Source organism: Magnetococcales bacterium, assembly GCA_015228935.1.
Lineage (GTDB): Bacteria > Pseudomonadota > Magnetococcia > Magnetococcales > DC0425bin3 > HA3dbin3.
In genome coordinates this window covers 1-16,757 of the sequence record JADGCO010000088.1, presented here as the reverse complement: position 1 = coordinate 16,757, position 16,757 = coordinate 1, and the positions used below count along the sequence as shown (strand labels likewise).

The 16,757-nt window shown below is 56.5% G+C and carries 22 protein-coding genes; 12 read left to right on the top strand and 10 right to left on the bottom strand.

All coding sequences use genetic code 11. The features are described from left to right. The 4 genes from HQL65_16470 to HQL65_16455 all read right to left on the bottom strand — a co-directional run. A partial coding sequence (locus HQL65_16470; GenBank protein ID MBF0137826.1) for a hypothetical protein occupies positions 1-227 on the bottom strand: 227 nt, incomplete at its 3' end. A 112-nt stretch (positions 228-339) separates the two neighbouring features. Continuing rightward, entirely contained in the window at positions 340-1,428 is a 1,089-nt protein-coding gene (gene hisC / locus HQL65_16465) for a histidinol-phosphate transaminase (GenBank protein MBF0137825.1), read from the bottom strand. Between the two features lie 161 nt (positions 1,429-1,589). Next, positions 1,590-2,414, bottom strand: coding sequence for an inositol monophosphatase (locus HQL65_16460; GenBank protein MBF0137824.1), 825 nt, complete (start codon positions 2,412-2,414; stop codon positions 1,590-1,592). A gap of 136 nt (positions 2,415-2,550) precedes the next feature. Beyond that, positions 2,551-2,817, bottom strand: coding sequence for a hypothetical protein (locus HQL65_16455; protein MBF0137823.1), 267 nt, complete (start codon positions 2,815-2,817; stop codon positions 2,551-2,553). Between HQL65_16455 and flgK the strand changes: the two genes are divergently transcribed. The 11 genes from flgK to HQL65_16400 all read left to right on the top strand — a co-directional run bounded on the left by flgK (position 2,801) and on the right by HQL65_16400 (position 11,959). Continuing rightward, complete coding sequence (flgK, locus tag HQL65_16450; protein ID MBF0137822.1) at positions 2,801-4,615, top strand: flagellar hook-associated protein FlgK; 1,815 nt, start codon at positions 2,801-2,803, stop codon at positions 4,613-4,615. The genes HQL65_16455 and flgK overlap by 17 nt on opposite strands. 36 nt (positions 4,616-4,651) lie before the next feature. Continuing rightward, positions 4,652-5,866 carry a flagellar hook-associated protein FlgL gene (gene flgL, locus HQL65_16445; protein ID MBF0137821.1) on the top strand — a complete coding sequence of 405 codons (1,215 nt, stop codon included), beginning with the start codon at positions 4,652-4,654 and terminating at the stop codon, positions 5,864-5,866. A gap of 30 nt (positions 5,867-5,896) precedes the next feature. Then, positions 5,897-6,397 (top strand): flagellar assembly protein FliW, encoded by a 501-nt coding sequence (locus HQL65_16440; protein ID MBF0137820.1) that lies wholly within the window; start codon positions 5,897-5,899, stop codon positions 6,395-6,397. Between the two features lie 88 nt (positions 6,398-6,485). Continuing rightward, positions 6,486-7,364 carry a flagellin FliC gene (locus HQL65_16435; GenBank protein ID MBF0137819.1) on the top strand — a complete coding sequence of 293 codons (879 nt, stop codon included), beginning with the start codon at positions 6,486-6,488 and terminating at the stop codon, positions 7,362-7,364. Positions 7,365-7,437: 73 nt separating this feature from the next. Then, positions 7,438-7,884 (top strand): flagellar protein FlaG, encoded by a 447-nt coding sequence (locus HQL65_16430; GenBank protein ID MBF0137818.1) that lies wholly within the window; start codon positions 7,438-7,440, stop codon positions 7,882-7,884. 43 nt (positions 7,885-7,927) lie between these two features. Continuing rightward, on the top strand, positions 7,928-9,388 hold the full coding sequence (gene fliD / locus HQL65_16425) for a flagellar filament capping protein FliD (protein MBF0137817.1): 1,461 nt from the start codon (positions 7,928-7,930) through the stop codon (positions 9,386-9,388). 107 nt (positions 9,389-9,495) lie between these two features. After that, a complete protein-coding gene (gene fliS, locus HQL65_16420) occupies positions 9,496-9,894 on the top strand; it encodes a flagellar export chaperone FliS (protein MBF0137816.1) in 399 nt (132 codons plus the stop codon). Positions 9,895-9,914: 20 nt separating this feature from the next. After that, a complete protein-coding gene (gene fliS / locus HQL65_16415) occupies positions 9,915-10,352 on the top strand; it encodes a flagellar export chaperone FliS (protein MBF0137815.1) in 438 nt (145 codons plus the stop codon). A 6-nt stretch (positions 10,353-10,358) separates the two neighbouring features. Beyond that, the gene (locus HQL65_16410; protein MBF0137814.1) at positions 10,359-10,706 is read left to right on the top strand and encodes a hypothetical protein; all 348 of its coding nucleotides are present in this window, start codon (positions 10,359-10,361) and stop codon (positions 10,704-10,706) included. A 56-nt stretch (positions 10,707-10,762) separates the two neighbouring features. Then, positions 10,763-11,692, top strand: coding sequence for a methyltransferase domain-containing protein (locus HQL65_16405; protein MBF0137813.1), 930 nt, complete (start codon positions 10,763-10,765; stop codon positions 11,690-11,692). A 66-nt stretch (positions 11,693-11,758) separates the two neighbouring features. Next, a complete protein-coding gene (locus HQL65_16400) occupies positions 11,759-11,959 on the top strand; it encodes a type II toxin-antitoxin system HicB family antitoxin (protein MBF0137812.1) in 201 nt (66 codons plus the stop codon). 292 nt (positions 11,960-12,251) lie between these two features. On the opposite strand, the gene HQL65_16395 is transcribed toward HQL65_16400, so the two are convergent. The 6 genes from HQL65_16395 to HQL65_16370 form a co-directional block, all read right to left on the bottom strand. Continuing rightward, positions 12,252-12,533, bottom strand: a complete 282-nt coding sequence (locus tag HQL65_16395; GenBank protein MBF0137811.1) for a BrnA antitoxin family protein — start codon at positions 12,531-12,533, stop codon at positions 12,252-12,254. Further along, entirely contained in the window at positions 12,520-12,786 is a 267-nt protein-coding gene (locus HQL65_16390) for a BrnT family toxin (GenBank protein ID MBF0137810.1), read from the bottom strand. The genes HQL65_16395 and HQL65_16390 overlap by 14 nt, the downstream gene beginning before the upstream one ends. A 43-nt stretch (positions 12,787-12,829) precedes the next feature. Further along, positions 12,830-13,051, bottom strand: coding sequence for a hypothetical protein (locus HQL65_16385; GenBank protein ID MBF0137809.1), 222 nt, complete (start codon positions 13,049-13,051; stop codon positions 12,830-12,832). A gap of 24 nt (positions 13,052-13,075) precedes the next feature. Next, positions 13,076-13,585 carry a hypothetical protein gene (locus tag HQL65_16380; GenBank protein MBF0137808.1) on the bottom strand — a complete coding sequence of 170 codons (510 nt, stop codon included), beginning with the start codon at positions 13,583-13,585 and terminating at the stop codon, positions 13,076-13,078. Positions 13,586-13,649: 64 nt separating this feature from the next. Beyond that, positions 13,650-15,275: a hypothetical protein gene (locus HQL65_16375; protein ID MBF0137807.1), complete on the bottom strand. Its 1,626-nt coding sequence runs from the start codon at positions 15,273-15,275 to the stop codon at positions 13,650-13,652. 465 nt (positions 15,276-15,740) lie between these two features. Further along, on the bottom strand, positions 15,741-16,058 hold the full coding sequence (locus HQL65_16370) for a hypothetical protein (GenBank protein ID MBF0137806.1): 318 nt from the start codon (positions 16,056-16,058) through the stop codon (positions 15,741-15,743). Positions 16,059-16,100: 42 nt separating this feature from the next. On the opposite strand from HQL65_16370, the gene HQL65_16365 reads away from it, so the two are divergent. Next, positions 16,101-16,532, top strand: a complete 432-nt coding sequence (locus HQL65_16365) for a DUF3387 domain-containing protein (protein MBF0137805.1) — start codon at positions 16,101-16,103, stop codon at positions 16,530-16,532. The last annotated feature ends 225 nt before the right edge of the window (positions 16,533-16,757 follow it).

The following is a 16,757-nucleotide window of genomic DNA, read 5'->3' as shown; positions in this document are numbered from 1 at the left end:
AAAGCGCGAGGATTGTCCAGATTGGACTCCAGATGAAAAATCGTATCATTTTTCAGGAGAAATATCAAATCCGGGATTCTTTTCTGTGTGGATGCAAACTCCACGGGAAGAAGTTGGACTGCTTGTTGCCCGATCAGGATTTGCAACAGGCGCTGCGGGAAGTGTTCGAGCAGGTCCTTGATGGTCGTGTCGTACTGTGACCTGTTGTCTTTTTTTGGATTTTTCATATTGACGATCTGTTCAGGGGTCCATCCTGGTTGATTGCAATGGGTTCAGGCCACGAGCAGATTTTGCAAAAATTCCGGGGGGGGGATGATGATCCCCAGGAAACGACTGATTTCAGGCATTGTCCGGGTCCCGATTGCCCAGGATCCGGTCCACGGCCTGGAGAAGGGCATTCATTTCCGTGGGAGTGCCGATGGTGATGCGAAGCTTGTCGGTCAGGCGGGGATCGGCGGCAAAAAAGCGGATCAGGATTCCCTCTTTTTTCAGGGCGGCGGTCCAGTCGGCACCGGTGCGCGATCCGGGGGGGACGGTGGCCAGGATGAAATTGGCCTGGCTTTCCGGGACCTGAAAGCCGCGTTGTCGTAACTGGTCCGTGCTGCGGCGACGCTCGGCGCGGATGGCGGTGATGGCGGGCCGGAAGGCTTCCAGATGGGTCAGGGCAGCGGTGGCCGCTGCCTGGGCAATACGGTCCAGGTTATAGGAGTCGCGAACCTTGTGCATCTCCTGGGCGAGGGGAGGGGACATGAATCCCAGACCAATGCGCAATCCTGCCAGTGACAGGGATTTGGAAAAACTGCGGATCAGGAGCAGATTGGGGTGGTCCGCCAGCAATCCCAGACCGGTATCGTCGGCAAAATCGGCATAGGCTTCGTCCAGGACCACCACGCCCGGGGTGCGGCGGCAAAGATCCGCCACCTCGGCCAATTTGACCGCATGCCCGGTGGGGGCATTGGGGCGGGCAACAAGGATCAAATGGGCGGCCAGAGCGGCCAGTTTGGCCACCGGCAGGGAGAGATCGGCTTCCCAGGGGACGGCGACATAGCGTCCGTTCTGCATTCGGGTCAGGGGTTCATACAGGGTGTAGGTGGGATCCGGGGCGGCCACGATGCGATCCGTGTCTGCGAACAGACGCAGAATCATGGTCAGGAGATCATCCGAACCATTGCCGACCACCACCTGTTCGGGTTGGACGCCATAAGCCAGGGCTGCCGCCTCCCGGACCGGTTTGGCATCGGGGGGTGGATAGAGGCGCAGGGTTTCGCCTGCTGCGGCGACGATGGCCTGGCGGACCACGTCCGGTGGTCCATAGGGGTTTTCATTGGTGTTGAGCTTGATCACGGGTTGACCGGCGGCGGGCTGTTCTCCCGGGACGTACCCGGCCATGGCCAGAATGTTGGGCCGCACCCAGTTTTTCAGAGTCATGGGATCCTCCCAAAAAAAAACGAATGAAAGAAAAGAGGGGGTCTGGGGGATTCTTCCCCCAGTGGGGTCTGGGGCAACGCCCCAGTGGGGTCTGGGGCAACGCCCCAGTGGGGTCTGGGGCGAAGCCCCAATAAATACTCATATTCAAAGTATTTTTATATTCACCTGATACGCCCGACCGCTGGCGAGGACAATCCGGAACTGCGGATGGTTGCCAAAAGTTCGGCGTGCAGGGGGGGATTGGCGGCCAGGATGTCACCGGATTCAAGAAAACCATTTTCGCCATTGAGATCGGAGACGAAACCGCCGGCCTCCCGCACGAGGAGGGCACCGGCGGCAATATCCCAGGGATTGAGGTCCAGTTCCCAGAAGCCATCGAAACGTCCGGCAGCCGTATAGGCCAGATCGAGGGCGGCACTGCCGGTGCGTCGCACACCTGGACCACTCGCCATCAGGAGTGTCGTGAAGGACTGGAGATAGAGGGGACGCAAAGCCCTGTTATGGACTGGAAAACCGGTAACCAGAAAGGCATCGGCCAAAGATCTGGTGTTGGCAACCCGGATGCGCCGGTCGTTGAGAAAGGCCCCCCGGCCTCTCTCGGCGGCAAAAAGTTCATCCTTGACCGGGTCGAAGACCAGTCCGGCCATGATCTGGTCATCCTGGGCCAGGGCAATGGATATGGAAAAGTGGGGGATTCCATGCAGAAAATTGGTGGTGCCGTCGATGGGATCGATGATCCAGTACGCTCCCTGGCGCAGCTTGTTATCGAAGGCACTCTCCTCGGCCAGGATGCCATGTTGGGGATAGGCCTTGCGCAGATGGTAGAGAATCTCTTTTTCGACATGGGTGTCGGCATCGGAGACGAAATCGTGCGGATGCTTTTCGCGGATGGTGAGTTCGTCCCGGCGGTCGAAATGGCGCAGGGCAATGCTGCCGGCCTTGCGGGCAGCACGAATGGCGACAGTCAGAATGGGTGATTGTTGCATGGTGTTCCTGGTGGTTGGCGCTTGAGGTTGACGACAAAAAGTTAACACGCCAAAACCCGTGCGTCATGGGGTGGCGGACAATTATGCCGCCCGGATGGGTATGAGTGGGAAACATTTGCCCATCTTTCCCAGCCATTTATGGCCACCCGGGGTCGTTCTGGTCCGGAATGCCCCGTGAATGCGGCAAAATGGTGGTTGGCACGAAGTATGCGTTAAACAGGCAAACCGCACCTTCGACCAGAAATGGATCAAAGGGCGGATTTGGCGTGCCAGTGGTTGCTGGCATGCAATTTGCTTTATTTTCATTGTCATGCCTTATCTTGCGTGATGGATTTGTAAAAACAAGGCCGTTGTAGCGTTGGTAGCGGAAAAAAAGGACACTTCCCATGGCGATTTCGAACATCCTGAACAGTTCCAAACTGGGCCTGTTTGCCAATCAAGGCGCATTGAAGGTGGTTTCGCACAACATCGCCAACGCCAATACACCGGGTTATTCGCGGCAGGTGATTGCCCTGGAAGCGAATCCCAAGTCAGCTCATGGACGGGAAGCCGGCGGGGAAGGGGTGCAGATTTCGGAAGTCAATCGGAAGGTGGATGACCTCGTGGATCGCCGGCTGCGGTTGAGTGCCGGTGAGAACGGACGGCTGGAAGCGCGGGATCGGTTTTTGACACAGATCGAGAATGTATTCAATGAGATGAATGGGGAAGGTTTTGCCTCGCGTCTGGAAAAGTTTTTCGATGCCGTGGATAACGCTGCCGACAATCCGGCCAACACGGTGGCCCGCGCCCAGGTGGTGAGCGATGCGCAGAGTCTGACCCTGCAAGCCAACAAAATGCACAAGAATCTGTCGGAAATGGCCCTGCCCATCGATAAGGAAATCAACGTTGTTCTGGAGGACCTGAACAGCCAGTTGAAGAATTTTCGTGACATCAATCTACAGGTGATTCAGGCCAAGGGTGCCGGAACGGATCCCCTGGATCTCCTCGATCAACGCCAGCAAATGCTCGATAAACTGAGCGGCATGATCGATGTGCAGGTTTTGGAAGGGGCCAATGGCGGGATGATGCTTCAGACCGGATCCGGGCAGCTCCTCGTGGATGATCAATATGTCACGCAGTTGTCGCGCAACAATCAGAGGACGGCGACGGGTTTTGACGGGATCAGTATCGACGGCAAACCATTCGACTATTCAGCGCAGATTGGCGGCGGAGCCTTGAAGGGTCTGTTGGAAATCCGGGATCAGGTGCTTCAGGGTGGTGGTGGTTATTTGACACGTCTGGAAAATCTGGTCGATGAAGTGCGCTTTCAGGTGAACGTGGTCCACAGCCAATCCGTGGCTCCTGCCATGTACAAGAGCCAGACAGGATTGATGGTGCTGGGAAAAGAGTTGACCAAGGCCGTGGGAACCCTGGTGACGGATGCAAGCAGCCCCCTGTATCAGGGAGGTCCGACCGATCTCTCCCGGGTGCAGAAGGGGACGATCACCTTTGCCTATGGTCCGAATGCCGATAATTTGACGCTGGCCACAGTCAATATTGATCCGGCCACACAGAGTCTGACGCAGATTCGGGATGTCTTGAATGCCTCGCCGGCGGTGACGGCAACCATCACCGCCGACAATCGGCTTCAGATCAGCAGCAAGGTCATCCCCGGAACACCCGGGGCCGTGCCTGCCGGGACAACCCCGGTCGCGACCACCGGAGTGTACGGGGTGGTTTCGGACACGAGCAACATACTGGCGGCTTTGGGAGTCGGGGCGTTGTTTGGCGGCAACGGGGCGCGGGACATGGTGGTCAACCCCGCCTTGTTGCGGGATACGAATCAGCTCGGCATATCCCGGGTGGTTACGGATTCTGCCGGTCTTCCCCGGTTTGACGATGTGAGTAACGCCGGCGTGATCGCGATGGGTGCCCTGCGGACGGCAAACTTCAATTTTGCCGGTCACAGCACAACCTTCAGTCGGCAGTATGCGGATATCGTCGGGGATGTGGGTGTTGACGGCAGCCAGACCAAACAGGCCATCGTGGCGCAAAAATCCACCCATGATTTTCTTCAGGAAATGCGGGATTCGGTTTCCGGGGTGTCGATGGAAGAGGAGTTGACGGATCTGGTCAAGTTTCAGCGGGCCTTCCAGGCCTCCAGCAAAATGGTGTCGGTTGCCGATGAGTTGCTGCAATCGATCCTCGGTATGGCACGGTAAGGTTGGCGGGAAGGTTGGCGGAGACAGGAGGGTGTCGTGCGTGTAACCCAGACAATGTTGTACAGGAACATGGCCGGTTCTCTGCAAGGCAAGTATGAGGATCTGCGCAAACTCCAGGAACAGACCACATCCGGGAATCGTCTGACCCGGCCTTCCGATGATCCGACTTCCATGTTCCGGCACCTTCTGTTTTCGTCGGATCTGGCCAGTGTGGAGACGCTGAAAAAGACCACAGGCATGGCGACTGAACGTTTCGTGATGGCGGAACACAGCATCCAGACCATCCAGGACAAGTTTCAGGACGCCCAGGAGCTGGTGGTCAAGATGGGTACATCCAATTCAGGTGGTTTGCCCCAGGTCATGAAGGCGACCGGTCAGGAAGTGTTGGCGATGTATCAGGATGTGATGAAGTATGCCAATACGGCCATGGATGGGGTGCCTCTGTTTGGTGGTGGCAAATCACGCATGCCGTTTGGTGACGGTGTGGTGATGGCCACCGGAGTGAAAATGCGTGCCGGTGGTACCGGGTCATTCATCGATGTGGCCGGGACGGATTATGCCGCGAAGGTGACAGGACAACCAGCGTCGGTCCCTATGAGCGTCAAGGTGACCTACAAGACCATGGATGCGAATGGTGTGGCCCTGGCGGCACCTGTCTACTCGGTGGATGTGGATGGCACAACAACGGATGTCAAGGCAACGGGTGGAACGCAAACCATCAACGTGGCGACCGGAGTCTCCTTCACGGCTACACCCACCAAGACTCAGGCCAACGGAGATGCCTTCTTCTTCGAAGTGATCCCGGCCTACCAGGGTGGGGAAGCGGACCGGCGGATCAAGGTTGCCGATACGCGCAATCTGGAAGGCAATGTCACGGGCGATGAATTGATCAACGGCAAGTCGCCCCCCGGGCGCGGGGTGAACATGTTGGCCGCCTTGACCGCCCTGCGCGGTGCCTTCATGCGGACCGATACCGAAGAGGTCAACGCCTGGCTGGGACGGATTCAGGAAGCCAGGGCACAAGCCTCGGATATGCAGGCCATCACCGGTATTCGGGCCGCCCAGGTGGATGCCATCAACTCCACCCTGGAAGATGATGGCGTGAGCCTGACCGAGGCCAAAACCAAGAATGTGAGTGCAGATGCTTTTGAGGTGATGAGTCGTCTGGAACAAACGACGCAAGCGTTGCAGGTGATTGTGAGCAGCGAGCGGCAGGTGCTGAACACGTCCCTGCTTGATTTCCTCCGGTAGGGGATTCGTTGGCAGGATGGAGAACTGATTATGGAACTTCAGGGAACACGTTTTGGCATGTTGGAATTTGATGAAGGTGAAATCATCCGACTGAACGAGGGATTGCTGGGATTCCCATTGAGCAAGCGGTTTTTGCTCTTTCCCTATGGGGAGGACTCCTCGTTTTTCTGGCTGCAATCGGTCGATGAAGCGGAAATTGCCTTCATTGTCATCAACCCCTTCGACTTTTTCTCGGATCTGGAGTTTGCCATCCAGGATCCGGATGCGGAGTCCATTGGTCTGATCCGGGGTGAGGATGTGGAAATTTTCTGCCTGGTGACCATTCCCGAGGGGCGTCCCGAGGAGATGCGGACCAACCTGGCAGGTCCTGTGGTCGTGAATGTGGTGAATCGGCAGGGCAAGCAGATTCTGCTCAAGGAATATTCACCGCGTCAGCCCCTGATTCCCGAAAATCTGCGCCAAAACTTCAAGGAGCAGAATGATCGGGCCGAACGGTCGAAACGCCAGATGCGGGCGGCTGCCGGAATCTGATACCCGGACGACGTTTTGGGTAGGTTGTGGTCAAGGATGAGTCCGAGACAGGAATGATGCGGAGTCATGTCAGGAAGAGGGTAATATCATGGCGCTTTATATCAATACAAACGTAACTTCGTTGAATGCGCAACGCAATTTGTCAAAGTCCACCAATTCGTTGGGAGTGACCTTCAAGCGGTTGGCGTCGGGGTTGCGGATCAATTCGTCCCGGGATGATGCGGCAGGCATGGCCATCAGCCAGAGGGTGACGGCGCAGATTCGCGGTATGAACATGGCGATTCGCAATGCCAACGATGGCATCTCTCTGGCCCAGGTGGCAGAAGGTGCCCTGGACGAAACCACCAGTGCCTTGCAACGGATCCGGGAATTGGCCGTGCAGGCAGCCAACTCCACCTACAATTCGTCAGACCGCAACAGTCTGAATCTGGAAGTGCAACAGTTGCTGTCGGACGTGCAGCGCATCGCCAACCAATCGACGTTCAACAGGGTGAATCTGTTGACCGGCAGCTACATCAACCAACAGTTTCAGGTTGGGGCGTTTTCCGGTGAAATCATTGGCTTCAGCATCGACAATGCGACCCTGACCGGTCTGCTCTCCGGTGGTACCAGGGGTGCGACCTCATTCCTGGATGCGGCGGCAGACAGCAATGGTCTGAGTGATTTGACCGTCAGCACGGTTGCCGGAGCCAACTCGGCCCTGGCCATGGTGGACTACGCCCTGGACAAGGTGAACAACATTCGCGCCAACCTGGGTGCCGTGCAGTCCCGGTTCGAGTCGGTTATTGCCAACCTGTCCAACATGGTGGAAAACACTTCGGCGGCCCGGTCGCGGATCCAGGATACCGACATTGCGGCAGAGACAGCCACTCTGACCAAAAATGCGATCATGCAACAAGCCGGAACAGCGGTTTTGGCCCAGGCCAATCAACAGCCGCAATTGGCCTTGCAGTTGCTTGGGAAATAACGACGGCGGGATGACCGGAAATCGTGTCGTGCCCGGTGTGGCGGCCTGATTTTGCAGAATCGAGGGCATTCCAATGAGTGATGTCAATAATATCGGATCCTCACTCAACATGACGTGGGGATATGTGGATGGCAGTGCAACGGATGGGACCCGCCGGTCGGGGGTCGGTATGGAGTCTGTCGATCGGCGGGAGGTACCCATTCCAGGCGTGACGGAACCGGAAAAAATCATTCCGGAGGAAAAACTGGCGCAGGACAAGGAACGGGATAAAATTCCCGGAGTCAAATCAGGTCAGGTCGAACGCTCCTGGTTGGACGCCAAAGTCGAGGAGTTCAACAAGTCCCTGGTCGGGTCCACCGCGTTGCAGTTCAGGGTGGATGAAAAATCGCAAAAGTTGGTGGTGCGAGTTGTCGATAAGAATACTGACGAGGTGGTGAATCAGTTTCCCAGTGAGAGCATGCTGGCCCTTTCCCGGCGCATGAAGGATCTGGAAGGTGTCTTGTACGATGCAAAGGTGTAGGCTCGTAACCCGTATCGGGTTCAACTATCCAGGAGGATAGGTCATGGCGCTCGGAAGTGTGACATTTGGCGGATTGGCCAGCGGTTTGCCGTCGGATATCGTTGACCAGTTGATGAAGGCCGAGCAGACCCGCATGACCGCTTTGCAGAAGCGGGAGGCGCTCTACACCTCACAACGCAGTGCGATTTCCGACCTGAAAACGAAGTTGCTGGCCCTGAATACCAAGGCCGTGGAGCTGAAGGATCCGTCGTTTTTCCGGCCCCATACCGTCACTTCTTCGGATACGACCGTTTTTACGGCCACGGCCAGCAGTGATGCACAATCGGCGACCCATTCGGTCACAGTGACGACCCTGGCGGCCAATCAGTCTATTTCGTCCAACGCGGGCACGGGTCCCACGACCTCGACAGATACGTTGACAGCCGGGGCAACCATCCGGATCAATTACAATGGCACCAACTACGATACGGCGGTTTCGGCATCATCGACCTTGGCGGATGTTGCGGCAGCCATCAACAACAACACAACCCTCAATCCCTCTTCCACCACGGGCGTCGATGCCAGTGTCCTGTATGACGGGACAAATTATCGTCTGGTGTTGCGTGCCAGAGAGGGAGGCTTGAATGGTGCTGCCCAACGTATTGACTTGACGGCAGGATCCGGAACCCTGACCTTCGCCGGGGGAAGTTCAATCGATTTTACCGGTGGTGCCCCCACCCTGACCCAGAATGTGGCCGGGGTCAATGCATCCGTAACGATCGATGGTGTTGCCGTGAGCAGTACAAGCAATACGGTCAGTACGGCCTTGACCGGGGTGACCTTGAATCTTTTGGCGACCGGTGCCAACAAAACCCTCGCGGTTGCCAACGATACGGACAAGCTGAAGGAGAGTCTCAACGATTTCATCTCCTCCTTCAACGATATCGTCGATTTTGTCAACAAGGAGGGTACCAAAGGCGGACGTTTGCAGAAGGATGCCTCATTGGCGCGTACTGTCCTGTCTCAGGTGCGCCAGGAGTTGCAATACTCGACCTACAACACCTCTCCCACAGGTGGTCCGTATACGGTTTTGTCGCCCTATTCAATGCTGGCTGAAATCGGCATTCGCTCCAGCACCTCGGATGGTAAATTGTCTCTTGATTCAACTGCTTTTGCTACCGCGGTTGCCCAAGGGTACGATGTCATCTCCTCGATTTTCACCATCAATCCGACAGCGACGGACAAGGCCAACTTCGATGCAGCGGGGGCCAAGCGTGGCTTGTCGTATCGTTTGAATGATTTGTTGACCGATCTGACCGCCAGTACGGGCAGTCCGGTTTCCTCCAAAATCGAGGGAATCAGCTATCGGATCACGTCGCTGGGCAGTCAGATGGATCGGGAACAGGCACGCCTGGACAAGGTGCGCGAACGCTTGACCTTGAAATTTGCCAACCTGGAAAAATTAACGAATTCGATGCAGGGCCAGGGAACCGCGCTGCAACAGGCACTCTCTGGCTTGAAATGAAGCTTTCACCGGGTAGCCTTGGCAAGCCGGGGTCGGGCAGCGTCTGACCTCCTGGCTGTTACGGGTATATGGATTTGAATTTTAAAATGGGCATGCAGGAGAATAAGATGGAACTCCAAATCGTGGAATCAAGTGGCGCAGGAATGAACGCAGAGGTGAACAGAATCCTCGACATGTCCCCGCTTGAAGTGGTGGTCAGATTGTATGAAGGTGCTATCGGTTACATCGAGGATGCCCAGGATGCCCTGGCCGATGAACAGGTCGAAGAGTTCAAATGGAATCTCAACCGGAGCTGCCGGATTATCGAAGAGCTGAAAAGAACGCTTAATTTCAAGGATGGTGGTCAGTTGTCAGCCCAGTTGAATGATCTCTATATTTTCATGCTGGACAGTTTGAAACAGGCTGAATTGACCCACCGGGTCGAATACATGACGCGGGTCGTCGCGCCACTGGAAACCTTGCTGGATGGTTGGCGCGGTGCGGCAAAATCAGTGCTGGTCTCCTGATACCATGATGGGGTGGCTATATGTCCTACGGATTGCAGAGCTATAAAACATCACGAGCCACCACAGCATCCAGGGAGGATTTGCTCATCATGCTGTATGAGGGGGCTATTCGCTTCCTGGAGCTTGCCATCGTCGAGAAGGAAGCCAAAAATCTGGCCGAGCATAAACTGAATCTCCGGAAAGGTTTGGCGATCATTTCCGAGTTGCAGAGTACGCTGGACTTCCAGAAAGGCGGGGAGGTGGCCATCAAGTTGTTCGAGCTGTATGGTTTCATGCTCGACTATCTGACACAGGCCAATTTGACGCGGGATGTCTCGTACATTCGGGAAGTGATCAACCAGCTCTCCACGCTTCTGGATGGGTGGCGGGTGGCGATCAAGCAGGTGAAAGCCAGTGCAACAGGTGCAACCCCGGGCGCAGGCACTGTTCCGGGACGCTCGATTTCCAAGAGTCTCTGAAAGACCATGGACGATACCCTGGATCGGTTGGAAAAGCTTCTGGATCTGATGGCCAGGCCTGATCAAATCGAGGATGAGCGCTTGTCGAGCCTGACCGAGGAGTGGGAAGGTGTTGTCCAGCTCCTGCTCCTGGAGTCGCAGGTCAAAACCAACCGGGCAACCGACAAGGTGCGTTGGCGGGAGCGTCTCGATGGCCTGTTGCGGCGTCTCCCGGATATCCAGTCCGGCCTGACGGCTTATCAGTCGGAAGTGGCTGAACAACTTTATGCGGAAAATCGCCGGCTGCAATCGTTGCGTCAGGTACGCAAAGAGTTGCAGGTTCGCCAGGAACCCCTGATCCGGTGTCGGGCATGAACGATTTTTTTTCCGCATCCTCCAGCAGTGCCGAACTTTTTTCCGGTTGAGTGATCATGTGGCAAAAATTCCGGTCTCTTCCCGCCCGTATCGTGCGTTCCCTGTGGGAGAGACCGCCACGGGATGTGGTGCGTGCCTTGCAACGGCGTCTGCTGCCGGGTGGTACCAGTCGCTATGACCTGGATGCCATCTTTGCTTCCCCGAAATATTCCCGGACGCAACGGGCGTTCGACTTTCTCAATCGCTATGAAATGATCATCCGGCGGGTGCATCCGGATTGGGCACCGCTGGATTTCGCCGGCAAGCGGGTCCTGGAGCTGGGGTGTGGTCCCAATCTGGGTTGGGGGCCTTTGGCGGTGTTTCTGGGCTGCTCGGCCTATGTCAGCACCGAACCCATGTTTGATCCCGCTGTCTGGGATCATCCGCAGTTCAAGAATCCCTATCTTCTGGGTTGTTATCGGGATTTTACCGGCTTGTTCGGTCCGCGTCTGGAATTCGATGCTTTTTGTCGCATGGTTCGGGAACGGATCACCGTGGTCCCGGATACCCACCTCCAAAAAAGTCTGGGGGGGGATTTTGACATCATGTTGTCCAACTCGGTCCTGGAACACATTTCTCCCTTGCCGGAAAGTATTGCCGCCTTGCGTTCCCTGGCCGCGCCCGGGGGGCGCTTTTTGCATTGCGTCGATTTTGGCAGTCATCGCCCCCTGTCACATCCCTTGCAGGAGATTTATACCATGGAGCCGGAAGCCTATTTCCGGAAACAGGGTCGCCATGTCAATTTGTTCCGGGCCACGGATATTCTTGAATTTTTTCAAAAGAATGGCTTTTCCTGCCAGATGACCCCCTATTATTCGGCGCGTGAATATTATCCGGATACGCTGCATCCCTATTGGAAAGATCGGTATGATCCGGAGATTTTGTTTTTAAAGGTGGGAATTTTTCATGGTTCAACACCGTCCACATCCCCGTCCGCAGATGGATAAGGGGGCTGTTGCTGATTTGAGAGATTTTTTGCAACAATGTGGCATCAGACCCAAATGGAGTCAACCATGACAACCATGATTTGCGGCGATTATGTGGCCAAGGTTGATTTTGACGAAGAAATCAATCGGTTTCATGGGCGTGTCGTCAATTTACGCTCCGTGATCAATTTTTATGGTTCCTCCGTGGAGGAATTGGGAAATGAATTTGAAAAATCCATACAGGTTTATCTGGATCTTTGCCAAGAGCGTGGGATAGCACCAGACTGACGTTTTTTTGGAAGATTCAACATTTGCATGACTCCTGAGTAGCATCAAAGGCTTGCCAGACAAGTCACAGAACAACCGGATGCGGATCAATGGCCGCCAAAGGCACATCCATGTGCGGGGGCAGGGGGAGTACATCCCGGCTTCCCCGGATTCAGTTACAGGAGTTGCCGAAAGAGGCAGATCCGTCACGGCTCTGGCTTTCCCGGACGTGGCAACAATGAAAAAGTGCCGAGGGGCTGGACGTTGGTATGAATTGATCGGCAGCCGGACGAATGGCCTTGGCAGATGGTACTCAAGAGTGTGTTTTGAGCCAATCCAACAGGACTGCGTCCATGCGGGTTTGCCATCCTGCTCCCGAAGCACGAAACCGCTCCACAACCTCACGTGACAAAAAAATCGAGACACGATCATCCTTGGTCGAAGAGTACTCATATCCGATATGTGCTTGAGGTCTCAGTTCTGCCCATTCCTGGTCTGGCAATTCGTAGGTATCCGGGTCGTTGGCGATGCCCTGTGCAATGGCCATATCTTCTTCTTCTGTTGGCCAGATGGTACCTGGTTTAAGTGTCGGCATAGTATTTTACCTCTCTCGCATTGGCCTTGCGCAAACTGATGATACGACGCACGTCATCCCGATCCGTATAGACGACACAAAAGAGGCGCAAGCCGATATATGCATAACCAATCATGCGTTCCTCACCGTAATCATGTCGAGTATCCTGTTTCGAGTACAGCGTTTTCCATTCGATCCGGCTTGCCGCATCCAGTGACACATCGTGCTTGATGATGTTGGCGGCATTTTTAGTCGGGTCAAAGGTGATTTTCATATGAAAGCACGGTGCGCACATCAAACAGAAAAATCAAGAATTTCTAGTGATCAGCCAGTTCCTCGGGCATGCTCGTGACCTCGGCATGGATGTGTTCAGCAGTGTTCATGGTGTTGCCCCGATGGACAAGGGAACTCTTGCGGATTTGCGAGATATTCTGCAACAATGTGGCACTCAGACCCAAATGGAGCCAATCATGACAACCATGATTTGCGGCGCTTATGTGGCCAAGGTTGATTTTGACGAAGAAATCAATCGGTTTCATGGGCGTGTCGTCAATTTACGCTCCTCACAGGACAACCGGATGCGGATCAATGGCCGCCAAAGGCGCATCCATGTGCGGGGGCAGGGGGAGTACATCGACCGGCATCGGGTTGTCCATATGTTCCACGGTCGTTGTGGTGTCAGCTCCACCGAGTACCATGACCTGGAACATGTCTCCAGAGAACACCTGCTCCGTGGAGATGGGCATGCTGGCAACATTCTGGGCGGTGTTTGCCGTGGACGCAGGGTTTTCCGTGACCACGGGTTGGAAAACGGTTGCCACATCTGATCCACCCGGGACGGATGCGACTTCCTCCTGAGCCGGCATCGGGTTGCTCACTTCCTGTGCCGGAACAGGGGCGGGCACCTCCTGCACCGGTGTTGCCGATGCCGGAACAGGATTGGTCACCTCCGGCACCGACGCAGCCAATGTCGGAGCAGGGTCGGTCACCTCCGGCACTGGTGCAGCCGATGCCGGGACAGGATTGGTCACCTCCGGCACCGGTGCAGCCGATGCCGGAGCAGGGTCGGTCACCTCCGGCACCGGTGCAGCCGATACCAGGGCTGAGGGTGGGGTTGTCGCTGTACTGGCGCGGATGCTACATCCTCGATTGTTGCTGGTGCGGGGGGGGATCCATGGTCGTTTCCGCTGTTGTGGCTGGGAATGTCACCTGGGCAGGGGGATCCATTCCTGCCACGGTTGCTTCGGTTGTTACAGGTGTTGCCGGCAGAGGCACGGAAGAGGCATCCGCAGCAGGTGTTTCGACAGAGGCCAGAGGTACGGAAGCAGACAGTGACGGTTCCACGATGGGGACCACCGATGCGATGGATGGTGGCGTCAAGGTGGATGGTTCGGCGATTGTCGGCAGGGAAGTGGTTGCGGCAGATGGGGTGGGTAATGGCGTGGTCACCACGGCGTCATGATCAAACTGAACTTCCGCCATGGTGGTCTGGTGCCCATCGACAAAGGTCACCTTGGCATAGCCGTTGATCTGGTTCCCGGCCATTTTGGTTGCGCCGCTCTTGTCCAGATCCAGACCCAGGGTCGTGATTCCCAACTGGGCGAGAGAGAACAACTCAGCCTGGGAGGAGATGCCATCCTGGTTGCGATCCACCCAGACTTGCAATGTGTTGTAGGCGGTATCCGCAGCATCGATCCGACCGTCATGATTCTGATCCAGGGTGGCCAGAGCGGCCAGACTGGACCAGACACCGGGGAAGGTTTGATCCGAAATGAGTTCATGGATGTCATCAATACGGCCATTGTTGTTGCGATCCAGTACGAGTACCCCGTTGTCTGCCCCGAACCAGCCACTCTGGTCGAGAGTGCCGTCTCCATTGATGTCGAACAGCACACCTTCCGACGTGCTGGTCAAATGGATCCCCTGTCCGGTCAGATCCAGAACCAGCGGATCGCTGCTGCAATAGAGCAAATCCGTACCGCTTTTGACGACATAGGTTAAATTGATCAGTTTGATGGTATGACCTTCGAAAGTCAGCGTGATATCATCGCTGTTGCCGTCACCGTCAAAGTCGCCGACTGTTTTGGTTGCCAGGACCGTATCCAGTGCTGCCGAGCTGAGCGTGGCACCGCTGGTTTTCAGGGTCAATACATCGCTGGCGGTCAAATCCCAGATCCGGTTGTCGCCAGCATCGGCGGAATCGATCTGGAAGGTGTCGGAGCCGCCGAGGCCGAACAATTCGTTGGAACCGGCACCACCATCGATCAGGTCATTGCCACTGCCATAGCCGGGATAGTTGGTGAGTACATTACGCAGGATGGACTCTTGCGACAGGTAGGTGTAGATGGAGCCAGAGGTATCGAAACAGTAGTGTGCCGTGGTATCGCCGGCACTGCCAACCCCGCTTGATGCACTGCCACCGGCGGCTCCGCCAAAACCGCCACCACCACCCCCGCCGGCGGTGCCGTTGCCACTGCCTCCGGTACCGGTATTGGCAGCGGAATCGGTGACACTGTTGCCTCCGGCACCGGTATTGGCAGCGGAATCGGTGACACTGTTGCCTCCGGCACCACCCGAGTTGGTTCCAGAAGACCCTACCCCGGAGACCAGGGTCGCTCCTCCCGCACCATTGATGCTGGAACCGCCACCGCTGCCCCCCCCCGATTCCTGCCGTTCCTGCGGCTGGAGGCAGACCAAACGATCCTCCCCCGCCGCCACATCCCCCACCGCCACTGCCATCACCGACAATGTATCGATTGCCATCGACGACCGTGATGGCCACCGTATCGGTATCGGTCAGGGTACCGCCGGACCCGGTATGGCCCTGATCGCTTGTTGTGAGGGTCAGGGTATCCGAGCCGGTATAAAAAGTATTTCCCACATAGGTTACCGTGCCGATGGCGCTGTTGATGGTACTTTTCATTCCGGTAAAGACCAGGGTTGCATCGCTTGTTCCGTCGCCGGTGGTAAAGGTAAGCCCAGTGGTCTGCGCCAGGGTCAGGGAACCGTGGCTGACGCTCAGCGTCATCTGCATGGTGCCGCCGCCAGCGTCGCTGTCGGTGATGGCCAGGCCGCTGATGCTCAGTGAGGTATCCTCGGTCGCGGTTTGCGCGGCAGGGACCGTGTTGACGGGCGCATCGTTGACCGCACTGACCGTGATGGCCACGGTGTCGGTATCGGTCAGGGAACCCCCGGAACCGGTATTGCCCTGGTCGCTTGACACAATCGTCAGGGGGTCGGTACCGTCAAAGTGGCAGCATCGTTCAACAGCAGGCTGGATGCCTGGATTGCCATGTCTGGATTGGCCATGGCCAACAACGGCAATTCGGCAGCCGATGCGGTTGCGGGTACCAGCACCGCCAGGGCCTGGGCTTGTGCCGCCGAGGTCTGCACGTCAGCCGCCTGGTAGGCCTCGGTCAACGAGGAGCCTGTTGCCATGGCCTGAATCAGAGACGCGACAAATACCGTGTTCGACGCGCTCACCTGGGTCTGAACGGCAGCCGTGTCGCCACTCGCCAGGGCCGCAGCCGTCTGCTGCGATATCAAGGGGTGCCCTGTCGCCGTTGAGGTTTTTGAAATTATGAAGAGATCGTCGAGGAGTACAACCGGGAGAAGGACCGGCCCACCATCGAGCGAACCTTCGAGGCACTGCTGAAACTCACGAAAGGGTTGGATGAGGAGGAGCAGCGGGCGGTTCGGGAGGAGATGGACGAGAACTCCCTGGCCCTGTTTGACCTGCTGACCAAGGATGGCATTTCCAAAAAGGAGCGGGAACGGGTGAAACAGGTGGCCCGGGAGCTTCTGACCAAGGTGCAGGCCGAGGTGGACCGCATCCACGACTGGCGGGAGCGGCAGGCCAGCCGGGACACGGTGCGGATGTCGATTCATGATTTTCTCTATGCTGACGACACCGGCCTGTCCGTGGACATCTATGCCGAAGAAGAAGTGGAGGCCATGACAGAACGGGTCTTTCGCCATGTATTCCAGTCCATGCCTGAGTCACTGCACTGCACACACTGAAAAGCACCATTTGTTCAGGTCGGGCTTTGCCTTCCTGAAAAACCTCAATGGTTTTGCACCACGCAGCTTGTTGGGTGCCGTTGATTTCACAAGGTGGCGGGAATCTTTTTCCTGGTTGGCCTGCCAGGGGAAGTGACATCACCCTGGTGGTTGCGTCCCTGGAGCCGGTGGGGGGGAGTGGCGGCACGATGGCTGCCAGGAGAGAAAATCAACGTGTCGGTGGTG

Coding starts and splice junctions, on each gene's coding strand:
- HQL65_16440 (MBF0137820.1), top strand. CDS start 5,897: ATGGAACTTCAGGGAACACGTTTTGGCATGTTGGAATTTGATGAAGGT.
- HQL65_16375 (MBF0137807.1), bottom strand. CDS start 15,275: ATGGCAATCGATACATTGTCGGTGATGGCAGTGGCGGTGGGGGATGTG.
- HQL65_16395 (MBF0137811.1), bottom strand. CDS start 12,533: ATGCCGACACTTAAACCAGGTACCATCTGGCCAACAGAAGAAGAAGAT.
- hisC (MBF0137825.1), bottom strand. CDS start 1,428: ATGACTCTGAAAAACTGGGTGCGGCCCAACATTCTGGCCATGGCCGGG.
- fliS (MBF0137816.1), top strand. CDS start 9,496: ATGGAACTCCAAATCGTGGAATCAAGTGGCGCAGGAATGAACGCAGAG.
- HQL65_16405 (MBF0137813.1), top strand. CDS start 10,763: ATGTGGCAAAAATTCCGGTCTCTTCCCGCCCGTATCGTGCGTTCCCTG.
- HQL65_16410 (MBF0137814.1), top strand. CDS start 10,359: ATGGACGATACCCTGGATCGGTTGGAAAAGCTTCTGGATCTGATGGCC.
- fliD (MBF0137817.1), top strand. CDS start 7,928: ATGGCGCTCGGAAGTGTGACATTTGGCGGATTGGCCAGCGGTTTGCCG.
- HQL65_16385 (MBF0137809.1), bottom strand. CDS start 13,051: ATGAAACCGATTGATTTCTTCGTCAAAATCAACCTTGGCCACATAAGC.
- HQL65_16460 (MBF0137824.1), bottom strand. CDS start 2,414: ATGCAACAATCACCCATTCTGACTGTCGCCATTCGTGCTGCCCGCAAG.
- HQL65_16435 (MBF0137819.1), top strand. CDS start 6,486: ATGGCGCTTTATATCAATACAAACGTAACTTCGTTGAATGCGCAACGC.
- HQL65_16390 (MBF0137810.1), bottom strand. CDS start 12,786: ATGAAAATCACCTTTGACCCGACTAAAAATGCCGCCAACATCATCAAG.
- HQL65_16430 (MBF0137818.1), top strand. CDS start 7,438: ATGAGTGATGTCAATAATATCGGATCCTCACTCAACATGACGTGGGGA.
- HQL65_16455 (MBF0137823.1), bottom strand. CDS start 2,817: ATGTTCGAAATCGCCATGGGAAGTGTCCTTTTTTTCCGCTACCAACGC.
- HQL65_16400 (MBF0137812.1), top strand. CDS start 11,759: ATGACAACCATGATTTGCGGCGATTATGTGGCCAAGGTTGATTTTGAC.
- flgK (MBF0137822.1), top strand. CDS start 2,801: ATGGCGATTTCGAACATCCTGAACAGTTCCAAACTGGGCCTGTTTGCC.
- fliS (MBF0137815.1), top strand. CDS start 9,915: ATGTCCTACGGATTGCAGAGCTATAAAACATCACGAGCCACCACAGCA.